This is a genomic window from Bacteroidota bacterium (assembly GCA_016195025.1).
GTDB lineage: Bacteria > Bacteroidota > Bacteroidia > Palsa-948 > Palsa-948 > Palsa-948.
On sequence record JACQAL010000002.1, the window covers coordinates 1 to 17,586 of the forward strand.

At 43.1% G+C, this 17,586-nt stretch carries 12 protein-coding genes; 10 read left to right on the forward strand and 2 right to left on the reverse strand.

Annotation, left to right across the window (positions count from 1 at the left end; translation table 11 throughout):
• Nucleotides 1-3,054 (reverse strand): PKD domain-containing protein (locus tag HY063_00070; protein MBI3500167.1); only part of this gene is annotated, 3,054 nt, incomplete at its 3' end.
• Between the two features lie 480 nt (nt 3,055-3,534).
• On the opposite strand from HY063_00070, the gene HY063_00075 reads away from it, so the two are divergent.
• From HY063_00075 to HY063_00095, 5 genes are all read left to right on the forward strand, one after another.
• Nucleotides 3,535-4,230 carry a hypothetical protein gene (locus HY063_00075; GenBank protein MBI3500168.1) on the forward strand — a complete coding sequence of 232 codons (696 nt, stop codon included), beginning with the start codon at nt 3,535-3,537 and terminating at the stop codon, nt 4,228-4,230.
• A 565-nt stretch (nt 4,231-4,795) separates the two neighbouring features.
• A complete protein-coding gene (locus HY063_00080; protein ID MBI3500169.1) occupies nt 4,796-6,022 on the forward strand; it encodes a T9SS type A sorting domain-containing protein in 1,227 nt (408 codons plus the stop codon).
• A 6-nt stretch (nt 6,023-6,028) separates the two neighbouring features.
• Nucleotides 6,029-6,826 (forward strand): galactose oxidase, encoded by a 798-nt coding sequence (locus HY063_00085; protein ID MBI3500170.1) that lies wholly within the window; start codon nt 6,029-6,031, stop codon nt 6,824-6,826.
• Nucleotides 6,823-7,233 carry a T9SS type A sorting domain-containing protein gene (locus HY063_00090; protein MBI3500171.1) on the forward strand — a complete coding sequence of 137 codons (411 nt, stop codon included), beginning with the start codon at nt 6,823-6,825 and terminating at the stop codon, nt 7,231-7,233. The genes HY063_00085 and HY063_00090 overlap by 4 nt, the downstream gene beginning before the upstream one ends.
• An 89-nt stretch (nt 7,234-7,322) precedes the next feature.
• Nucleotides 7,323-8,294 (forward strand): PorP/SprF family type IX secretion system membrane protein, encoded by a 972-nt coding sequence (locus tag HY063_00095; protein MBI3500172.1) that lies wholly within the window; start codon nt 7,323-7,325, stop codon nt 8,292-8,294.
• Nucleotide 8,295: 1 nt separating this feature from the next.
• Here the strand turns inward: HY063_00095 and HY063_00100 are convergent, their stop codons facing one another.
• The gene (locus tag HY063_00100) at nt 8,296-8,727 is read right to left on the reverse strand and encodes a gliding motility-associated C-terminal domain-containing protein (protein MBI3500173.1); all 432 of its coding nucleotides are present in this window, start codon (nt 8,725-8,727) and stop codon (nt 8,296-8,298) included.
• 149 nt (nt 8,728-8,876) lie between these two features.
• On the opposite strand from HY063_00100, the gene HY063_00105 reads away from it, so the two are divergent.
• The 5 genes from HY063_00105 to HY063_00125 all read left to right on the forward strand — a co-directional run bounded on the left by HY063_00105 (nt 8,877) and on the right by HY063_00125 (nt 17,537).
• On the forward strand, nt 8,877-9,332 hold the full coding sequence (locus HY063_00105; protein ID MBI3500174.1) for a PIN domain-containing protein: 456 nt from the start codon (nt 8,877-8,879) through the stop codon (nt 9,330-9,332).
• Between the two features lie 12 nt (nt 9,333-9,344).
• Nucleotides 9,345-9,503, forward strand: a complete 159-nt coding sequence (locus HY063_00110) for a hypothetical protein (GenBank protein MBI3500175.1) — start codon at nt 9,345-9,347, stop codon at nt 9,501-9,503.
• A gap of 20 nt (nt 9,504-9,523) precedes the next feature.
• Nucleotides 9,524-10,501, forward strand: a complete 978-nt coding sequence (locus HY063_00115; protein ID MBI3500176.1) for a pyruvate dehydrogenase complex E1 component subunit beta — start codon at nt 9,524-9,526, stop codon at nt 10,499-10,501.
• Nucleotides 10,502-10,699: 198 nt separating this feature from the next.
• The gene (locus HY063_00120) at nt 10,700-11,767 is read left to right on the forward strand and encodes an SIMPL domain-containing protein (GenBank protein MBI3500177.1); all 1,068 of its coding nucleotides are present in this window, start codon (nt 10,700-10,702) and stop codon (nt 11,765-11,767) included.
• A 109-nt stretch (nt 11,768-11,876) separates the two neighbouring features.
• Complete coding sequence (locus HY063_00125; GenBank protein ID MBI3500178.1) at nt 11,877-17,537, forward strand: hypothetical protein; 5,661 nt, start codon at nt 11,877-11,879, stop codon at nt 17,535-17,537.
• Nucleotides 17,538-17,586: the final 49 nt, after the last annotated feature.

Here is a 17,586-nt window from a genome sequence, read left to right on the forward strand (position 1 = left end):
GCATGAATTGCAATATCCATTAAAAGGAGGTTGCTGCCATGTTTGTGTAGTTAGGGAAATATCCTGCTGTACATCAAAATCGGATTTCTGATAACAGCAAGGAGCAATTTCTACAGGATGGCAAACAGTTGTAGAGCATCCTTTGGCATCCGTTACAGTCAAACTCACCATATAAACTCCGGGTCCGCTGCTAACAGAAGAATAAACATGAGATGGATTAGCCATTGTGGAAGTGTTATTCGAACCAGAAGCAGGGTCACCGAAATTCCAATTATAGATAAATGGCAAGATGCCACCAAACACAGAACTTGTAAACTGAACTTTACCACCACTAAGGTCTAAACAATGGACGCCATTATCGGTATTGAAAATTATCGCGAAGGGCAAAACTTGTACGGTAATAGTTGCCGAAGAAGTGCATCCGCCAGGACCTGTGAAGGTAACCGTATAGTCAGTTTTACTTTGCGGACTAACCGTTGGATTGAAACTGGTAGATGTAAAACCCGCAGGAGAAGAAGTCCAACTTGCAGTAACGCCTAATGCTTGTAATTGCTGCCAACATGGGGATGAAATTAGTAGTATTGAAGTTCCTTGACAAATTATAGGGTTAGTTGGCTGCGGGCTGGGATCAAAGGGAAAAAGTTCAATATCGTCAATATCCCATGTATGAATCAATTTTACTATTTGTGAAGGAAATAAAAATAAACTGCCATAAGAATTATTATCGGTCTTGAAACAAATAACTTTTTTTGTCCAAGCCGTATAATTAACGTTATCATTTCCTTTTATCGGACCTACAATTTCAAAATTAGGAGAAGGAAGGGGTTGTGGTACACATTGCAGATGAGTTGGGTCTCCCTGACCCTTCGTCATAATTGGACCTAAACCAATAAATGCACTTACTGGCGCTGGATAACCATTTTGGTCATATCCAACATGGTCATAATAAGATAAAATATAACTTGCATTGTTGCCAACAGGATTTGGTAGAACTGAAAATATAGCATCGCTTACGGCTGCTTTAGGGTTACTGCCACAAGTTCCATATCCGGCACGCAAAATAGCATAATCAGGAGAAGCGGGAGGAGGTAGAGGTACGATAGTACCTATTCCAGCCGCACCCCATGCATCGTTCCAGCAACAAACATCACAGGAATAAAAAGGACTTTGACCAGATGGCGGAGTATGATTATTTGTAAAATCTCCGTTAGGAATTATCTGACATGATGAAGCTTTACAATTAACCGAAACACAATTGTTACTGCTGCATGGACCCGCAGTGCTCACATGGAATTTATTACTTATATTACTTATACAATAAGAGAATGAAGAATTCGAAAGAGTAGTTTTTAAATTTAGCAAATAAAGTTTCCCAGGTGTAAAAGGAATCGAATCGAAGGCAGATTCAAATAAGCTGGTATTGCCATGATTTGCGATACAAGTAAAAAAAACATTTTGATTGCAATCGCCATAATAAATAAATAATGTATCATTTCCAATCTGTGCATTATTATCTCTAACAGAAATTCCTACCTGCTCGGAATCAGGAATAAATTTTAACCACAATTGATTATCGGATGTTATCTGATTATTCGCGCATGTATCCTTATTTCCCAAATCAATGGCAGATGCACAGGAGGATCCGGGAGAAGCTGATGATTGCGGAGTGCTGTATTTCACGGTAGTCATATTATCGTTTGTACCCGTATAGCTGCTACCGGTTACATATACAACATCTTTTTGCGGTACTGCCAAAGCATAAGCTAAAGATTGGCAGAAAGTGGAATTATTACATCCTAAATCCTCTGCCCCATAGGTCTGTTTCCATAAAGCATTCCCGTTAGGTGAATATTTAACAACTAAAAAACTGGCGCTATTATAAAATTGGCTTGTTTGCTGGTTGGATAATTGGTACGACCTGTATCCTGCAATATAAATATTGCCTGAAGCGTCTGTTTTAATTCCATTAACAACATTTATATTTTGATAGACAATTATGTTTGGGTTGGAAGAAGAATCTAAAGATTCCGATACCGCCCAAACTTCTGCACCCAAAGGACTGTATTTAATAGTAATGATATCTTCGAAATTACCATTTGAAATAGAAATTCTGCTTCCGCTGACAATACTATTTCCATTGTTATCTGATGTAATGTGCGGTAATTGCTGGTTAAGGGAACTTCCCTTGCTGTTTGCCCATAACTGGTTGCCATTGTTATCATATTTTACAGTGGCAATATCAGCATTTCCTTGGGCATTCGTTATACTAAATCCTGTAACGATTACATTACTCGAGTTATCCAATGTAATTCCAAATGCAACATCATCAAAATGAGCAGTGCCATCAAACATGGATGTCCAGACATCATTTCCATTCTGGTCATATTTAACGGTTAAATAATTTAGCCCGTTCTGTTGTGTGCCTACGCCTCCTGTTGTATAAACATTTCCGGAATTATCGACTGCCAAAGCATTTGAGCCGCCAGGGATATTATTATTGGCCCATTGCAGGATACCGTTGTTATCATATTTAATGACCAGTATATTACCTCCGCTGTTTCCTGCTTCATATACATTTTCCGCAGCGTCCAGTGCAATGTCAGAAAAATATTCATCTTTATTATTTGGATTAACATAGTTTGTAATCCACTGCTGATGGCCGAGCGAATCATATTTTACAACATGAATTTTTTGTTTGAATGATATAGAATCGAGATCGTCATACCCGATATAAATGTTACCGCCCGAACCAATTTTCAATTTGGGGTTTGTGCTTATACCGCCCGTGCTGCTTAGTATGCTTGATACCCACAATAAAGTTCCGTGTGAAGAATATTTTACGGTGGTAAGTTCTGCCGTACCGTTATTAAAGTTATAGGTCACTCCGCAGGCAATCGCGCACCCATCTGCATCAATATCGAACCCTATGCTTTCCAGCGTATCGCTTATGTTTTGATGCTGTACCCATTCAAGGGAAACGGGAGATTGCTGAGAAAAAATTGTCAAGGAAAAAAATGTAGAAAGGGCGATAGCGAGAGTAAAGATTTTTTTCATGAGTAAAATATTTTAGATTGAATTTCCATAAACCTTCAAATCAAAAATAACTGCAACGAGCCATTGGAACAACAAAAGTAAAAATTTATTTTACAAAAGCAAATAATAGAAATCATTCAAACAAAACCACTATATCGTAACCCTTACTATGAATATTTGTTCAAACATTCGCGGCTGTTATGAAAAGATACTGCGATGCTTTTCACTGATTTGCAAACACAATGAGATTTCTGACAAAACATTTTTTTCTTTTTGTTTATGGAATCATGTATGGAGGCGCATCTTCTCTCTAAACAATTAAAAACAATCATTAACGCTGGCGAGCATAAACGCAACAAACACAAATGAAAAAAATCATCCTCAAAGCCAGCGATTATGCGCGCTTCATCATCCTGCTGGCAGCCACGAGCAATCTTCCGAAAATTGTGATTTCACGCACCTACAAAAAACTGAACACTCCTGACCTGGGCGCATTCGCACATGACACCGTTCATTTTACTGGCGACCCCGATGCCACCGCTCCGCCCGTCCGCTCCGCCCGTATCAGACGGCACGCTGCAAGCCAAAGCAACTTCCCTGCTCACCGATTACGGCACCTGGCTCAAAACAAAAGACCCCGCGCTGGAAAAGCAAATCAAGAGAAAGCGCAACGACCTCATTCTTCAATTGGATAAAGATGCCGACTACCTGCAGGGGGTGGCAAGAGATGTGGCGGTGGCGGCAGGCGATGTTACGGCAGGCGAAGCGGTGGTAATTCGCATTGGCTTTACGCTGAAAAAGAAATCGCCTTCGCATCCGCGCGATTTTGAATTCCTGAAAGCCGAAAAAGGAAGTTTTCATGTGCGCGTGAAATCGGCAAGCAAGGGGCGCTCAACGTATGTATATGAATACGGAATAACCACTGATGAAGATGTAATGCCTGCTAAATGGGAAAAACCTGTTTCGCTTCCGGTTACCGAACTCATTGTAAGCGGGCTGAAAGCGGGAACCATTATTGGCGTGCGCTACACGGTGGTGCTTCCTCCGTCACACACCAAAAAAACCGCTGCTAAAATGAGCGCCACCACCGATAAAAACGCTACCATTCTAACCACTAACAAAGCAAAAAAAGTTACTGTAACGCACGGTACTGAACTTTACAACTTCAGCGAAATACTGTACATAGCCATTCAGTAAAAAGAAGACAGGGAGAAGATGAGAAAGCGGGGAAAGTGAGATTTGCTCGCCTGCCCGTTTTCTCAGTTTCTCAGTTTCTCACTTTCGTTTTTCGTCATACTTGCTTCTCCTAACGAAAGTCCTGCTTTTTTGAAAGAGAAACCTGCTCCTCAGAGCCGCGTGACTGCCCGAACGAGCGATGCGGACGCCCGAACGAGCGATGCGGACGTCCGAACGAGCGATGCGGACGCCCGAACGAGCGATGCGGACGCCCGAACGAGCCATGCGGACGCCCGAACGAGCGGTGCGGACGCCCGAACGAGCGGTGCGGACGCCCGACCGAGCCCTGCGGACGCCCGACCGAGCGATGCGGATGCCCGACCGAGCGATGCGGACGCCCGACCGAGCCCTGCGGACGCCCGACCGAGCGATGCGGACGCCCGACCGATCGGTGCGGACGCATCACGAAAACCTTTTTAAAAAATTAGGCGTGCACACCGTGTATGAACTGATGGAACTTGCACGGAAACTGGGGGCGGTGTAATATTTATTTTGCGCTTTGAAAAGAAAGAAGTAGGTTTGCGGGATGAAAAGGAAATTGGTTTTGCTTTTATTTATTTTATTCGTCATTGCGATGGCGCGCTTCGCGCCAGAAGCAATCTCTCAAACATGCGACAGCATGGGAGTGGAAAATGGATGGGCAGGATGGCTTTGGCAGAATGGGGGAGATACCGGTTCTCTTCCTCCTGTATGGTATGGTGCGCCTGCTGCGAATCCATCAACTTCCCCTGCTGGTCCCGGTGGGAATTTTTATACGATTACCAGCGGAACAGGAATAGATACAAATGGAAATTTTCCTGTAGTATGTCCCGGTTTTGGAAATCACTCTATAAAAATTGGAGATGATTGCGGCACCGCCTCTAATTGCAATAAACTTAGTTATGCTTTTACAGTTACTCCGCAAGACACAAATTTTGTTTTTGCTTATGCGTTTGTAATGAATAATGTTCAATTGCCGGGAGATATGCCCCGTGTATATTTTTCTATTTACGATACGAATGATGATTCGCTTCCTTGTGCATATTATAATTTTTGGGTAGGAGCAAATCTTCCAGGACTTTATCCTGTAAGCGGAACAGGTTGTGCTTTGGGCAGCGCTTTATATAAACCATGGACAACTATAGGAGTAAATCTTGCTCCTTATATAGGACAAACATTAAATATTGTCATCTCCAATCAAGATTGTATTTATGGCGGGCACTTTGCTTATTCTTATTTTGATTTTACCTGCGGAGCTATTAAACCGCAGTATTGCTCAGGAGAACAAATAACTTTATGTGCACCTGATGATTATTTTTCCAGCGGGAATAAATACCAATGGTCAACAGGAGATACTTCAAATTGTATTGCAGTTAACCCGCAGCCAAACGATACTTTTTCTGTTTATGTGATGAATACTTCGGGTTGCAATTATTATTTGTTCTTTGCTCCGGTAGATACTGGTAATTGCCTTACTGGTGTGAATGAAATTTATAATAACTCTATAAGTATTTCCCCCAATCCCACCAGCGGAGTGTTCACAATACAAATGGATAATGGACAATGGTTAATGGCTAATGGCAATACCTACCTGCCGGCAGGCACGGCATCAACAATTAATATTTATAATCTTCTCGGAGAAAAAATATTTACATCAACCATTAACCATCAAACATCAACCATTGATTTGAGCGCCTCGCCCAGCGGAATTTATTTTCTGCAAATCAAAACCAACGAGGGAGTTGCAAACAAAAAACTAATCATCAATAAATAAAACAAAATGAAAAAACTCTACGCAATTATTTTTGTTGCCGTTATTGCGAGCGCGGCAAAGCAATCTCATGCACAAAACACATGGACACAAAAAGCCAATTATGGCGGAGGTGCAAAGCAATATGCTTATGCCATCTCCATCGGAGCCAAAGGTTATTTCGGATTAGGAAATAACACCGGTTATACTACATGGTATAATGATTTCTGGGAGTGGGACCCTGGCACAAATATCTGGACACAAAAAGCAACATTCCCCGGAGCGGCAAGAGGTAATCTGGCAGGTTTTGCCATCGGAACGAAAGGATACATCGGCACGGGCTCTTATGCGCTTAATGCCAGCACATGGATTTCTTATAATGATTTTTGGGAGTACGACCCCTCCGGAAATACATGGACACCGAAAGCCGCTTTTCCCGGAGCTCCAAGATATGATGCCGTAGGTTTTGCCATCGGAGCAAAAGGATACATCGGCACCGGCTATGATGCTTCTGTAAACTACAGCGACTTTTATGAATATGACCCCGGAACCGACACATGGACACCGAAAGCCGCTTTTGCAGGAGGCACGAGGCGCAATGCTGTTGGTTTTTCCATCGGCACAAAAGGATACATCGGCACAGGTTTTCCAAGTTCAAACGATTTTTGGGAGTACGACCCATCAGGAAATACATGGACGGCAAAAACTCCATTCGGAGGAACCGCAAGATACGGAGCTGTTGTTTTGCCTTTGGCGGAAAAGGATACATTGGCACAGGCAATGATGCAAGTGGAAAAACAAATGATTTCTGGGAATGGGACCCAATGACAAATGTATGGACTGCAAGAGCTTCTTTTGCAGGAACAGCAAGAGTATATGCTGCTGGCTTTTCTATCGGCAGCAAAGGATATATTGGAACAGGGCAAGATGGTTCTCCTTATGTAAGCGACTATTGGCAATACAGCGCCATAAATGATGCGGTGAATGAAATCAATCTTGATAATTATTTTTCTGTTTCCCCCAACCCCACCAGCGGAGTGTTTGAATTGCGGATTGCGGATTGCCAAAATTGCGGATTGAAAATTTACAATACGCTCGGAGAAATTGTTCACCAATCCGAAATCCACACTCCGCAATCCAAAATTGATTTGAGCGCCTCGCCCGGTGGAGTTTATTTTCTCCAACTCACCACCGATAAGGGAATTGCAAGAAAGAAAATTGTAATCAGCAAATAATTTATATTTGTTCCCATTCAGTTTCGTACATTCGTTCCGCTAAAAGGCGGAATCCGTCCTTTGGCGGATAAAAATTCGTATTCGTAGCTATGAAAAGGAAATTGGTTTTCTTATTTATTACGATTAATTTTCCGGTTGTTCTTTTTTCTCAGGATACTTACTTTTCTCAATACAATTCTTTTCCGCTTCAATTAGATAAATCATTGGCAGGAAGCGCAGGTTGTTCGCGTGCTCTGGCAGGAACACGCCTGCAATGGCTGAATTTTGATGGCGGATACATCACCCGATATTTTTCTTACGACCAGTATTCAAGGCATATCTGTGGCGGATTGGGATTGGACTACTCTCATTCTGATGAATCGAACGGAGTAATAAAAAATGATTTTGTTTACCTGACCTATTCTCCTTCCATCTCAATTGGAAAAAGAGATTCTTCCGATTCGCTCAGACCTGTTGTTATTAAACCTGCATTCAATGGAGGATATGTGCGGCATTGGTTTGATTATTCTCAATTAACTTTTGGAGACGAGATAGACCCTTATTACGGATTTATCTATGGAACACGGGAAACACAAAACCAATACATAGTTAATGCGCTTGATTTTGGTGCGGGATTATCTGTGTATGGAAAAACTTTTGTTGCCGGATTTTACGCACATCATATTACGCAACCTGATTTGGCTTTTGTATACGGCAATGGCCCATTGTACATGAGAAAAGTTTTTCATGCTTCCTATCTGCTGAAGTGCAAATGGCTTGGCAAATTCACGCTTGTTCCTTCATGCGTATATGAAGCGCAGGGCAATGTAAGAAGAACTGAACTTTCATTGTCTGCAAAGTATGATAAATATATTCTGGGAATCAGCCGCAGGTTTGCAAGTTCTGTTGTGTTCATGGCGGGCGTTGAATATAAATTTCTGAAGGTTGGGTATGCGTATGATTTGAACACAACGCCCATAAGCAAAATAGTTGGCGCAACGCATGAAATACTTTTATGTTCACGGTTTGCTTGCAGGGAGAAAAAGAAAAGAATAAGAACGCTGAAGTTTTTCGGAATGTAAGTTACAGGAAGAGCGTGAACTTCCCCTGAAATTTATAATACTCACCGTTTTTGTCTTTCGCTTCAATGTAATAACCCAATGTCTGCATTGCCATACTATTTCCATCTGTTCCTCTTCCGTCAAACTTTGCCGGAGTGTTATACTTGACAATAATTTTTCCTGTCCTGTCAAAAATACTCAGGTGATAATCGGAAGAATCCAGTCCGCATGATTTTGGTTCCCAATAATCATTAGAGCCATCTCCATTTGGAGTAAATCCGGTTGGAACATAAAATGCAAAAGTTATGGGAGGTACGGTGCAACTGCAATTAACATTGTATGTTTTGGCAACCGTTTCATAAGTAATGAGTGAATCATAGTCCGGCTTCTGTTTTTCTTTTTTGCAGGAAGCAATTACAAGAACGAAAAGAAAAAATATAATCACGCGATTCATGGCACTAAGATAAAACAAAATATTGGAATAATAATTTCTACATTTGCCTCCACTATGAAAACCCTCCAATTCCGCGAAGCCCTCCGCGAAGCCATGAGCGAAGAAATGCGTGCCGTGTTCCTTAAGCGGACAAAATTTAATGATTAACTTTGTGCATGAGAATTTATATTGATACTTCTGTAATTGGTGGATATTTTGATGAAGAATTTGAGGAAAGTTCAAAAAAACTCTTTGATGAATTCAAGGCAGGAAAAAAAACAATGATTATTTCGGATGTTACGCTCAAGGAATTAGAAGATGCCCCTGTACGAGTACGCAGTTTACTTGACACGGTTTCCGATAAGCATAAAGAAATTGTTTTACTCGATGATGAAGCAAGAGAACTTGCCAACCATTATCTGAAAGAAAAAATTGTAACAGAAAAATCATTGGCAGATACCAGGCACATTGCAATTGCTTCCGTAAACCGCGCAGATGTTCTGGTGAGTTGGAATTTTAAACATATTGTGAACTATAAACTCATTCGCCTTTATAATTCTGTAAACTTAAAATTTGGTTACCCGATGCTTGAAATAAGAACACCTCAAGAAACAGTGGAACCTTAAAAAATAATACAAATGAGAAAGAAAAAATTTGACTCCGTCAAAATGATGCGTGAAATCAGGAATAAACTGAGTAAGCGCTGGGCAAAAAATCCTGAACAGGAAATGGCAGATTTGGAAAGGATAAGGAGCAAGTATAAAATCAGGAAAAGAACAAAAAAACACGCTGCATAAAATCAACCTAACTTATAACGGTGAAAGTTCTCCAATTCCGCGAAGCCCTCCGCGAAGCCATGAGCGAAGAAATGCGTGCCGATGAGCGCGTGTTCCTCATGGGCGAAGAAGTGGCGGAGTACAATGGCGCTTATAAAGTGAGCCAGGGAATGCTTGCCGAGTTTGGCGCAAAGCGCGTGGTGGATACTCCCATTGCCGAACTCGGTTTCACCGGCATTGGCGTGGGTGCTGCCATGAACGGCTTGCGCCCCATCATCGAGTTCATGACATTTAATTTTTCACTCGTTGCCATTGACCAGGTAATCAACAACGCGAGCAAATTATATAACATGAGCGGAGGGCAGTTTAATGTTCCCATTGTTTTCAGAGGACCCACGGCTTCTGCCGGGCAGTTGGCGGCACAGCACTCCAATGCGTTTGACAATTGGTATGCAAACTGCGCGGGGCTGAAAGTGATTGTGCCTTCCAATCCTGCCGATGCGAAAGGTTTATTGAAGAGCGCCATCCGCGATGATGACCCGGTGATTTTTATGGAAAGCGAACAGATGTATGGCGACAAAGGCGAAGTTCCCGAAGGAGAATACGTGATTCCGATTGGCGTTGCCGATATAAAAAGAGAAGGAAGCGATGTTACCATTGTGAGTTTCGGAAAAATTATTAAGGAAGCGTATAAAGCCGCGGACGAACTTGCCAGAGAAAATATTTCTGCCGAAGTGATTGACCTGCGCACCATCCGCCCGATTGATTATGCAGCGGTGGTGGAGTCGGTGAAGAAAACCAACCGCCTCGTGATTCTTGAAGAAGCATGGCCCCTCGGAAATATTTCCACAGAGATTACTTACCACATTCAGAAGAATGCGTTTGATTATTTAGATGCTCCCGTCCGCAGGGTGAACTGCGAAGATGTTCCGCTCTCCTATTCCGCTCCGTTTGTGGAAGCCGCCCTGCCGAACATGAAAAAAGTGATTCGCGCGGTGAAGGAGGTAATGTATCTCTGATTTATTCCCCCTTAATGAAGGGGGCAATCCCGCTTTGCGGGATGGGGGATGTCTTCTCATATCTTGTTAGCAACTTTCATCTTCCCTTCGGAAGAGAAAAATTTACATTCGCGTAAAATATTTCAGCACTCGTTCGTTACGTGCTCGTTTCTACAACCCGAAATTTGAACCATTAACCCTAAACTTTCCAACTCTTCCATGAAAAAACATTTCCTTTCTTTTTGCCTGCTGCTTACTGCCAACTGCCAACTTGTATTTTCCCAGATGGCCGGCAATTCCACCTACAACCAGGCGGCAGAAAATTACAAATCATCCCTTTCTCTTCGCGGTAGCAGATCTAATTCCGAAAGTATAACAGGGTATGAAGCACCTAAAATGTCAAATTACGATTATCAGCAGCAAACGCAAACCTATTACACTTCTTCCGTTGCAAATGCATGGGTGATTAGCGATACTGTTTTTGAATTGAGCGTGAATGCGCTGATGAATGCGCACGCCAACTCGTATGTGGTTTCTCTCGGAGTTTCGCAGGCAGCGGGCACCATTGATTCCTGTCAGCAAATCATCAACGAGCGAATCAATAATTTCATTGCGCAACTTATGAAGTCAGGAATAAAGAAGGAAGATATATTTATTGATTTTGTTTCGCAGGTTCCCGTTTTCGAAGTTGCCATTGAAAAAAAGATTTTCAGCAAGCGCTATAACGAACTGCCCAGCGGGTTTGAACTCAAGAAAAATATTCACATCGCTTACAGGAAAAATGAAACGCTTGATGAAATTGTAACGCTTGCCGCCAAGAGCGAGATTTACGACATCATCAAAGTGGATTACATCATCAATACTATTTCTGCCGTGTACGACACGCTTCGCAATGCATCCATAAAATTGCTGAATGAAAAAGCGGAGGACTATAAAAAACTCGGAATCAAATTTAATCCTAAGTTCCAGGTGATGGCGGAAGATGTGCAGGCGGTTTATCCGATTGAGCGCTATAAAAGTTATACTGCTTACAACAATTCATCTTTGCAGGCGCTGAAGAAAAGCGGAGTTTCTTCCACCAGCATTACTTACCAGCCCAAGCAAGCCACGCTTTACTACGATAAACTTCCCTACAACAATTATGATATAGTAATAAATCCGGTTGTGATTGAACCTGCCGCGCAGTTCACCTATAGTTTGAAAGTGCGTTATACTTACAAAGATGATTATGTTCCGAAAGAAAAAGTAACACCAATAACAACGACAGTAACTCCTCCTAAAAAATAAGGAAGACGTGGAAGAGCGGAAGATTGGTATTTGTCATTCTTCCGTCCTTCCCCCTACAAGAAATTCGATTTCAAAAATATTTCCACCCACATAATTAAAATCTTAAAACATGAATCGCAAAATGATGCTCACGCTCACTGCGCTCGCAGTGATTGGAATTGTTTCCATTCCTTTCCTGAAAAAAAGCGGAACTGTTTCAGGCGCGCAGAAAGTAAATCCTGAATACAGCGAATATATTTCTGCATTCACTGCCGGATATATTTCTTCGGAAAGCACCATCCGCATTGTTCTCGCAAGCGAAGCGGAAGGCGAACACGAGTTCAACAAACCAACGGATGAAAAATTATTTTCCTTCTCTCCGAACATTGAGGGGACAACGGTGTGGATTGACAACCGCACGCTCGAATTCCGCCCGAAGAGTAAACTTCCTTCGGGACAGAAATACGATTGCACGTTTCATCTTTCGAAAGTCACAGGCGTCCCTTCCAACCTCGAAGATTTTGATTTCACTTTTTCCACGCTCACGCAATCGTATGATGTGTATGTGGACGGAATGAAAACTGTTGACAAGAAAAATATGGTCTGGCAAAAAATTGCAGGGCAGATTGTAGTTGCCGATAATGTGGAGAACGATGCCGTGGAAAAAATGCTCAGCGCAATTGAAGGAGGAAGAAAATTAAAAATCACATGGGAGCACAGCGTTGAAAACAAACACAAATTCTCGATTGACAGCGTGGAGCGCAAAGAAAAAGAAATGGAAGTTCTCATCGAATGGACAGGTGCGCCAATCGGTGTGGAAGGAGGCAACTCGCAGAAGTTTATGATTCCCGCTCTTGGAGATTTTAAAGTGATGGATATAAAAGTTATTCAGGAACCCGAACAATATGTTTCCGTTCAGTTCTCAGACCCGCTTCTCGAAAAACAAAATCTCGATGGATTAATTTCCTGTGACAACAGCGGAGTGAATGTAACTTTCAAATATATCATTGAAGACAACGAAGTGAAAGCATATCCTTCCACGCGCCAGAGCGGAGTGAGAAATATAAATGTGGAACCCGGAGTGAAAAACATTCTCGGCTACGCGCTCAAATCAAAAATGACTATGGAAGTGATGTTCGAAGAACTCAAGCCGCAGGTGAGCATGACGGGCAAAGGCGTGATTCTTCCGAGTTCGAACGAAGGATTTGTTCTTCCCTTTCAGGCAGTGAGTTTGAAAGCGGTGGATGTGAAAGTGATTAAGATTTTTGAAAACAACATTGCGCAGTTTCTGCAGGTGAATGAACTGGGCGGAGAAAGAGAATTGAAAAGAGTGGGAAGAGTGATGCTCAAAAAAACCATTCAACTGAATCCGAAGAGCGAAGTGGATTTGCACAAGTGGTCAACTTACTATCTGGATTTATCCGATTTGGTGAAAGCCGAGCCGGGCGCTATATATAAGGTATCACTTGGTTTCCGCAAGTCGCAATCGGTTTGTCATTGCGAAGGCGAAACAAAAAATAAATCGAACACGGTGGAAGTGGATGAGGAATTCAACGCGGACAATAACACGGATGACAATGTGCAAACTAATTATTATGATTATTACGGAGAAGATTATTATGGCGAAGGTTATTATGATGAAGAAGGCGGTGGTTATAATTACAGCGAGCGCGATGACCCGTGCAAGTCAAGTTTCTATCGCAGCAGCCACGAAGTAAGCCGCAATATTCTCGCGTCTGATTTAGGAATTATTGCGAAGAAAGGAACGGGCGGACAAATGACTTTTCTTGTAACCGATTTGAAAACCACCAAGCCGCAATCGGGAGTGAACATCGAACTCTACAATTACCAGCAGCAATTAATTTCTTCTCTCAAAACAAACGGAGAAGGAATGGTGCAGATAGACAACATGAAAAAAGTTCCGTTCCTTCTCGTTGCGAAAACCGGAAATCAAAGAGGATATTTAAAACTGGATGACGGCTCTTCGCTTTCGCTTTCGATGTTTGATGTGGGCGGACAAACGGTGGAAAAAGGAATGAAAGGATTTATTTATGGCGAACGCGGTGTGTGGCGCCCGGGCGATTCGATTTATCTTTCCTTCATTCTCGAAGACAAACAAAAAACACTGCCTGCAAATCATCCCGTCACCATGGAATTAATTAATCCAAGATGGCAGACGGTAAAAAAACTTACTTCGACAAAAGGACTGAACGGCTTCTATAATTTTTCCACTTCTACTTCGCAGGATGCTCCCACAGGAAACTGGACGGCAAGAGTAAAAGTGGGAGGTGCAACTTTCTCCAAAGATTTGAAAGTGGAAACCATCATGCCGAACCGTCTGAAACTTCATCTGGATTTTGGCGCGGAAAAAATTTATTCCAATGCAAAAGATGTAAAAGGCGAACTCGAAGTGAAATGGCTGCACGGTGCAATTGCGCGCGGGCTTGCCGCAAAAGTGGATGTTACGCTTGCGGAACAAGTCACCGAGTTCAAGGGTTTCGATGGATTTGAGTTTGATGACCCGACAGTGCATTTCGAAACGGAACAGCAGACAATTTTTGACGGCAATCTTTCGCAGGAAGGAAAAGCGACTGTGATTCCCAATCTGAAAACAAAAACTTCTGCGCAAGGAATGCTGCGCGCGAGTTTTGTGGTAAGAGTTTTTGAAGAAGGCGGAAATTTTTCCATAGATAGATTTTCTCTTCCGTATTCTCCGTTCCCTTCGTATGTCGGAATAAAATCTCCCGAAGGAGATAAATATTCCGGGATGATTATGACCGATACGAACAACGTGGTGCAGGTTGCGACTGTGGATGAAAACGGAAAACCGATTTCCCGCGACAAACTCATTGTGAAAATTTATAAAGTGCAGTGGCGCTGGTGGTGGGATTCGTACGAAGAAAATCTCGGACAGTATGTGGGCGATGAATATCATCAGCCCTATCAGACGAAAGAAATTTCTACTGTGAATGGTAAAGGACAATTCATTCTCCGCGTGAACAAACCGGATTGGGGAAGATTTCTTGTTCGCATCACCGACCCTGTGAGCGGGCATTCCACCGGAAAAACAATTTACATTGACTGGCCTTCGTGGCGTGAGCGCGGAAACCAGGGCGACAATCAAGCGGCAACGGTTCTTTCCTTCAATGCCGACAAGGAAAAATATAATGTGGGAGAAAAAGTAAAACTCACGATTCCTTCAGGCGAAGGCGGACGCGCATTAATTTCTTTGGAGACAGGTTCAAAAGTTTTGCAGGCAATGTGGGCGGAAACAAAAAAAGGAACTACCGAAGTTTCTTTCTCCGTCACGCCTGAAATGGCTCCGAATATTTACGCGCATGTAACACTTGTGCAGCCGCACGCGCAAACGGTGAACGATTTACCTATAAGAATGTATGGCGTGATTCCGATTTCGATCGAAGACCCGAACACGCACTTGCGTCCGATAATTGAAACGGCACAGTCATGGCGGCCGGAAGAAAAAGCAAGCGTAACCGTTGGCGAAGAAAATGGAAAGCCGATGACATACACGCTCGCGATTGTGGATGACGGCTTGCTCGACCTCACGCGTTTTCAAACACCCGACCCGTGGAAATATTTTTACGCGCGCGAAGCGCTCGGAGTGAAGACATGGGATTTGTTCGACAATGTGATTGGCGCGTATGGAGCAACCTTGCAACGGTTGCTTGCCATAGGCGGTGACGGTGAAGGCGCGGGCAAAGGCGGAGCGAAAGCGAACCGCTTCAAGCCGATGGTAAAATTTTTCGGGCCGTTCCATCTCGATAAAAATAAAAAGAACACTACGGAATTTATGATGCCGCAGTATGTCGGCTCTGTGCGCGTGATGGTGGTTGCAGGCGAGCCCGGAAAAAAATCGGGAGCGTCCTGCGCGTATGGTTCATCGGATAAAACAGTTCCTGTGAAAAAGCCGCTGATGATTCTGGCAACGCTTCCGCGCGTGGTGGGCCCGAACGAGATTGTGAATTTGCCGGTAACTGTTTTCGCGATGGAAAAAAATGTGAAGAGCGTGAATGTAAATGTGGAAGCGAATGAATTTTTCTCGCCTCTCGAAGGAACGAAGAAAAATATTTCTTTCAAAGAAATCGGAGATGAAGTCATCAATTTCCCTATGAAAGTGAATCCGAAACTCGGAATCGGGAAAGTAAAAGTGCTGGCGACTTCCGGAAATGAAAAAGCAACTTACGATATAGAGATTGATGTGCGCAATCCGAATCCAAAGGTCACCGACTTCATTGAAACTGTGATCGAGCCGGGAAAAACCTGGAACTCCGATTATAAACCTGTGGGAATGTTCGGCACGAACAAAGGCACGCTGGAGATCTCTAACATTCCTCCGATCAATTTGGATTATCGTCTGAAATATTTGATTCAGTATCCGCATGGCTGTGTGGAGCAAACCACTTCATCTGCTTTTCCGCAGTTGTATCTCACCGACATTATGGAACTCAACAGCGATTTTAAATCTGCGATTGATAAAAATATTAAAGCCGCTGTACTTCGCCTGCAGAATTTCCAAACTTCCAGCGGAGGATTTTCTTACTGGCCCGGAGAAGTGGAAGCGAACGACTGGGCTTCTTCCTACGCGGGACATTTTCTTCTTGAAGCCGAAGCGAAAGGTTACGCGCTTCCCGCAGGAATTCTCGACAACTGGAAACGCTATCAGAAAAAATTGGCGAACGCGTGGACGTATAAAGCGCGCAACAACCGCTACTGGTATTACAACGATGATTTGATGCAGGCGTATCGTTTATACACACTCGCGCTCGCGAAATCTCCCGAACTCGGAGCGATGAACCGCCTTCGCGAAGCCGGGGAACTTTCTACGAATGCGCGATGGAGATTGGCGGCTGCCTATGCGCTCGCAGGACAGCCCGAAGTTGCAAAACAGTTAGTGTACAACGCAACAACAAAAGTAAATCCGTATGCTGAACTTACTTATACTTACGGCTCCGGCTACCGAGATGAGGCGATGATTATCGAGGCGCTCTGTATCCTCAATGATTTCACCAAGGCTGCTCCTCTCGTGAAAGAACTTTCGCAGCAGTTGAGTAATAACAGTTATTGGATGAGCACACAAAGCACTGCATATTCTCTCATAGCGGTTTCACGTTTCGCAAAAGCGGGAGGAATGTCAAGCACGATGAGTTATTCTTTCGTGCAGAATAATTCTTCGCCTGAAAATAAAAATACAAAACTTCCCGTGTCGCAAATCAATCTCGGAATCAAAGGAACTGACGCAGGAAAAATTTCTGTGACCAATAACGGAAAAGGAATTCTCTACGCAAGAATTATTCTGGAAGGAATTCCTGAAGAAGGCGATAAAACTTCTGCCGAAAGCAATCTCGGCATGAGCATTTCGTATCACACCATGGATGGAGGAAGCATTGATGTTTCCAAATTGGAACAGGGAACGGATTTCTATGCGGAAGTTACCATTTCAAATCCCGGAATAAAAAATTCGTGGTACAACGAAATGGCGCTCACGCAGATTTTTCCTTCCGGATGGGAAATTCATAACACGCGCATGGATGAAAGCGAATCGGCAATAAAAAGTTCAACGCCCACTTATCAGGATATTCGCGATGACAGAGTTTACACTTACTTTAATGTGGGACAGCGCCAACCGGTAACTTTTCGCGTGATACTGAATGCTTCTTACATAGGAAAATATTATTTGCCAACGGTGCAGTGCGAAGCCATGTATGATAATATGATCAACGCGCGCAAGCCCGGACAGTGGGTGGAAATTGTGAAGCCGGGGAATATTTAAAACAGAAGATGTAAATCTCTAAGGATGACATTGTGAAAATGGTGTCATC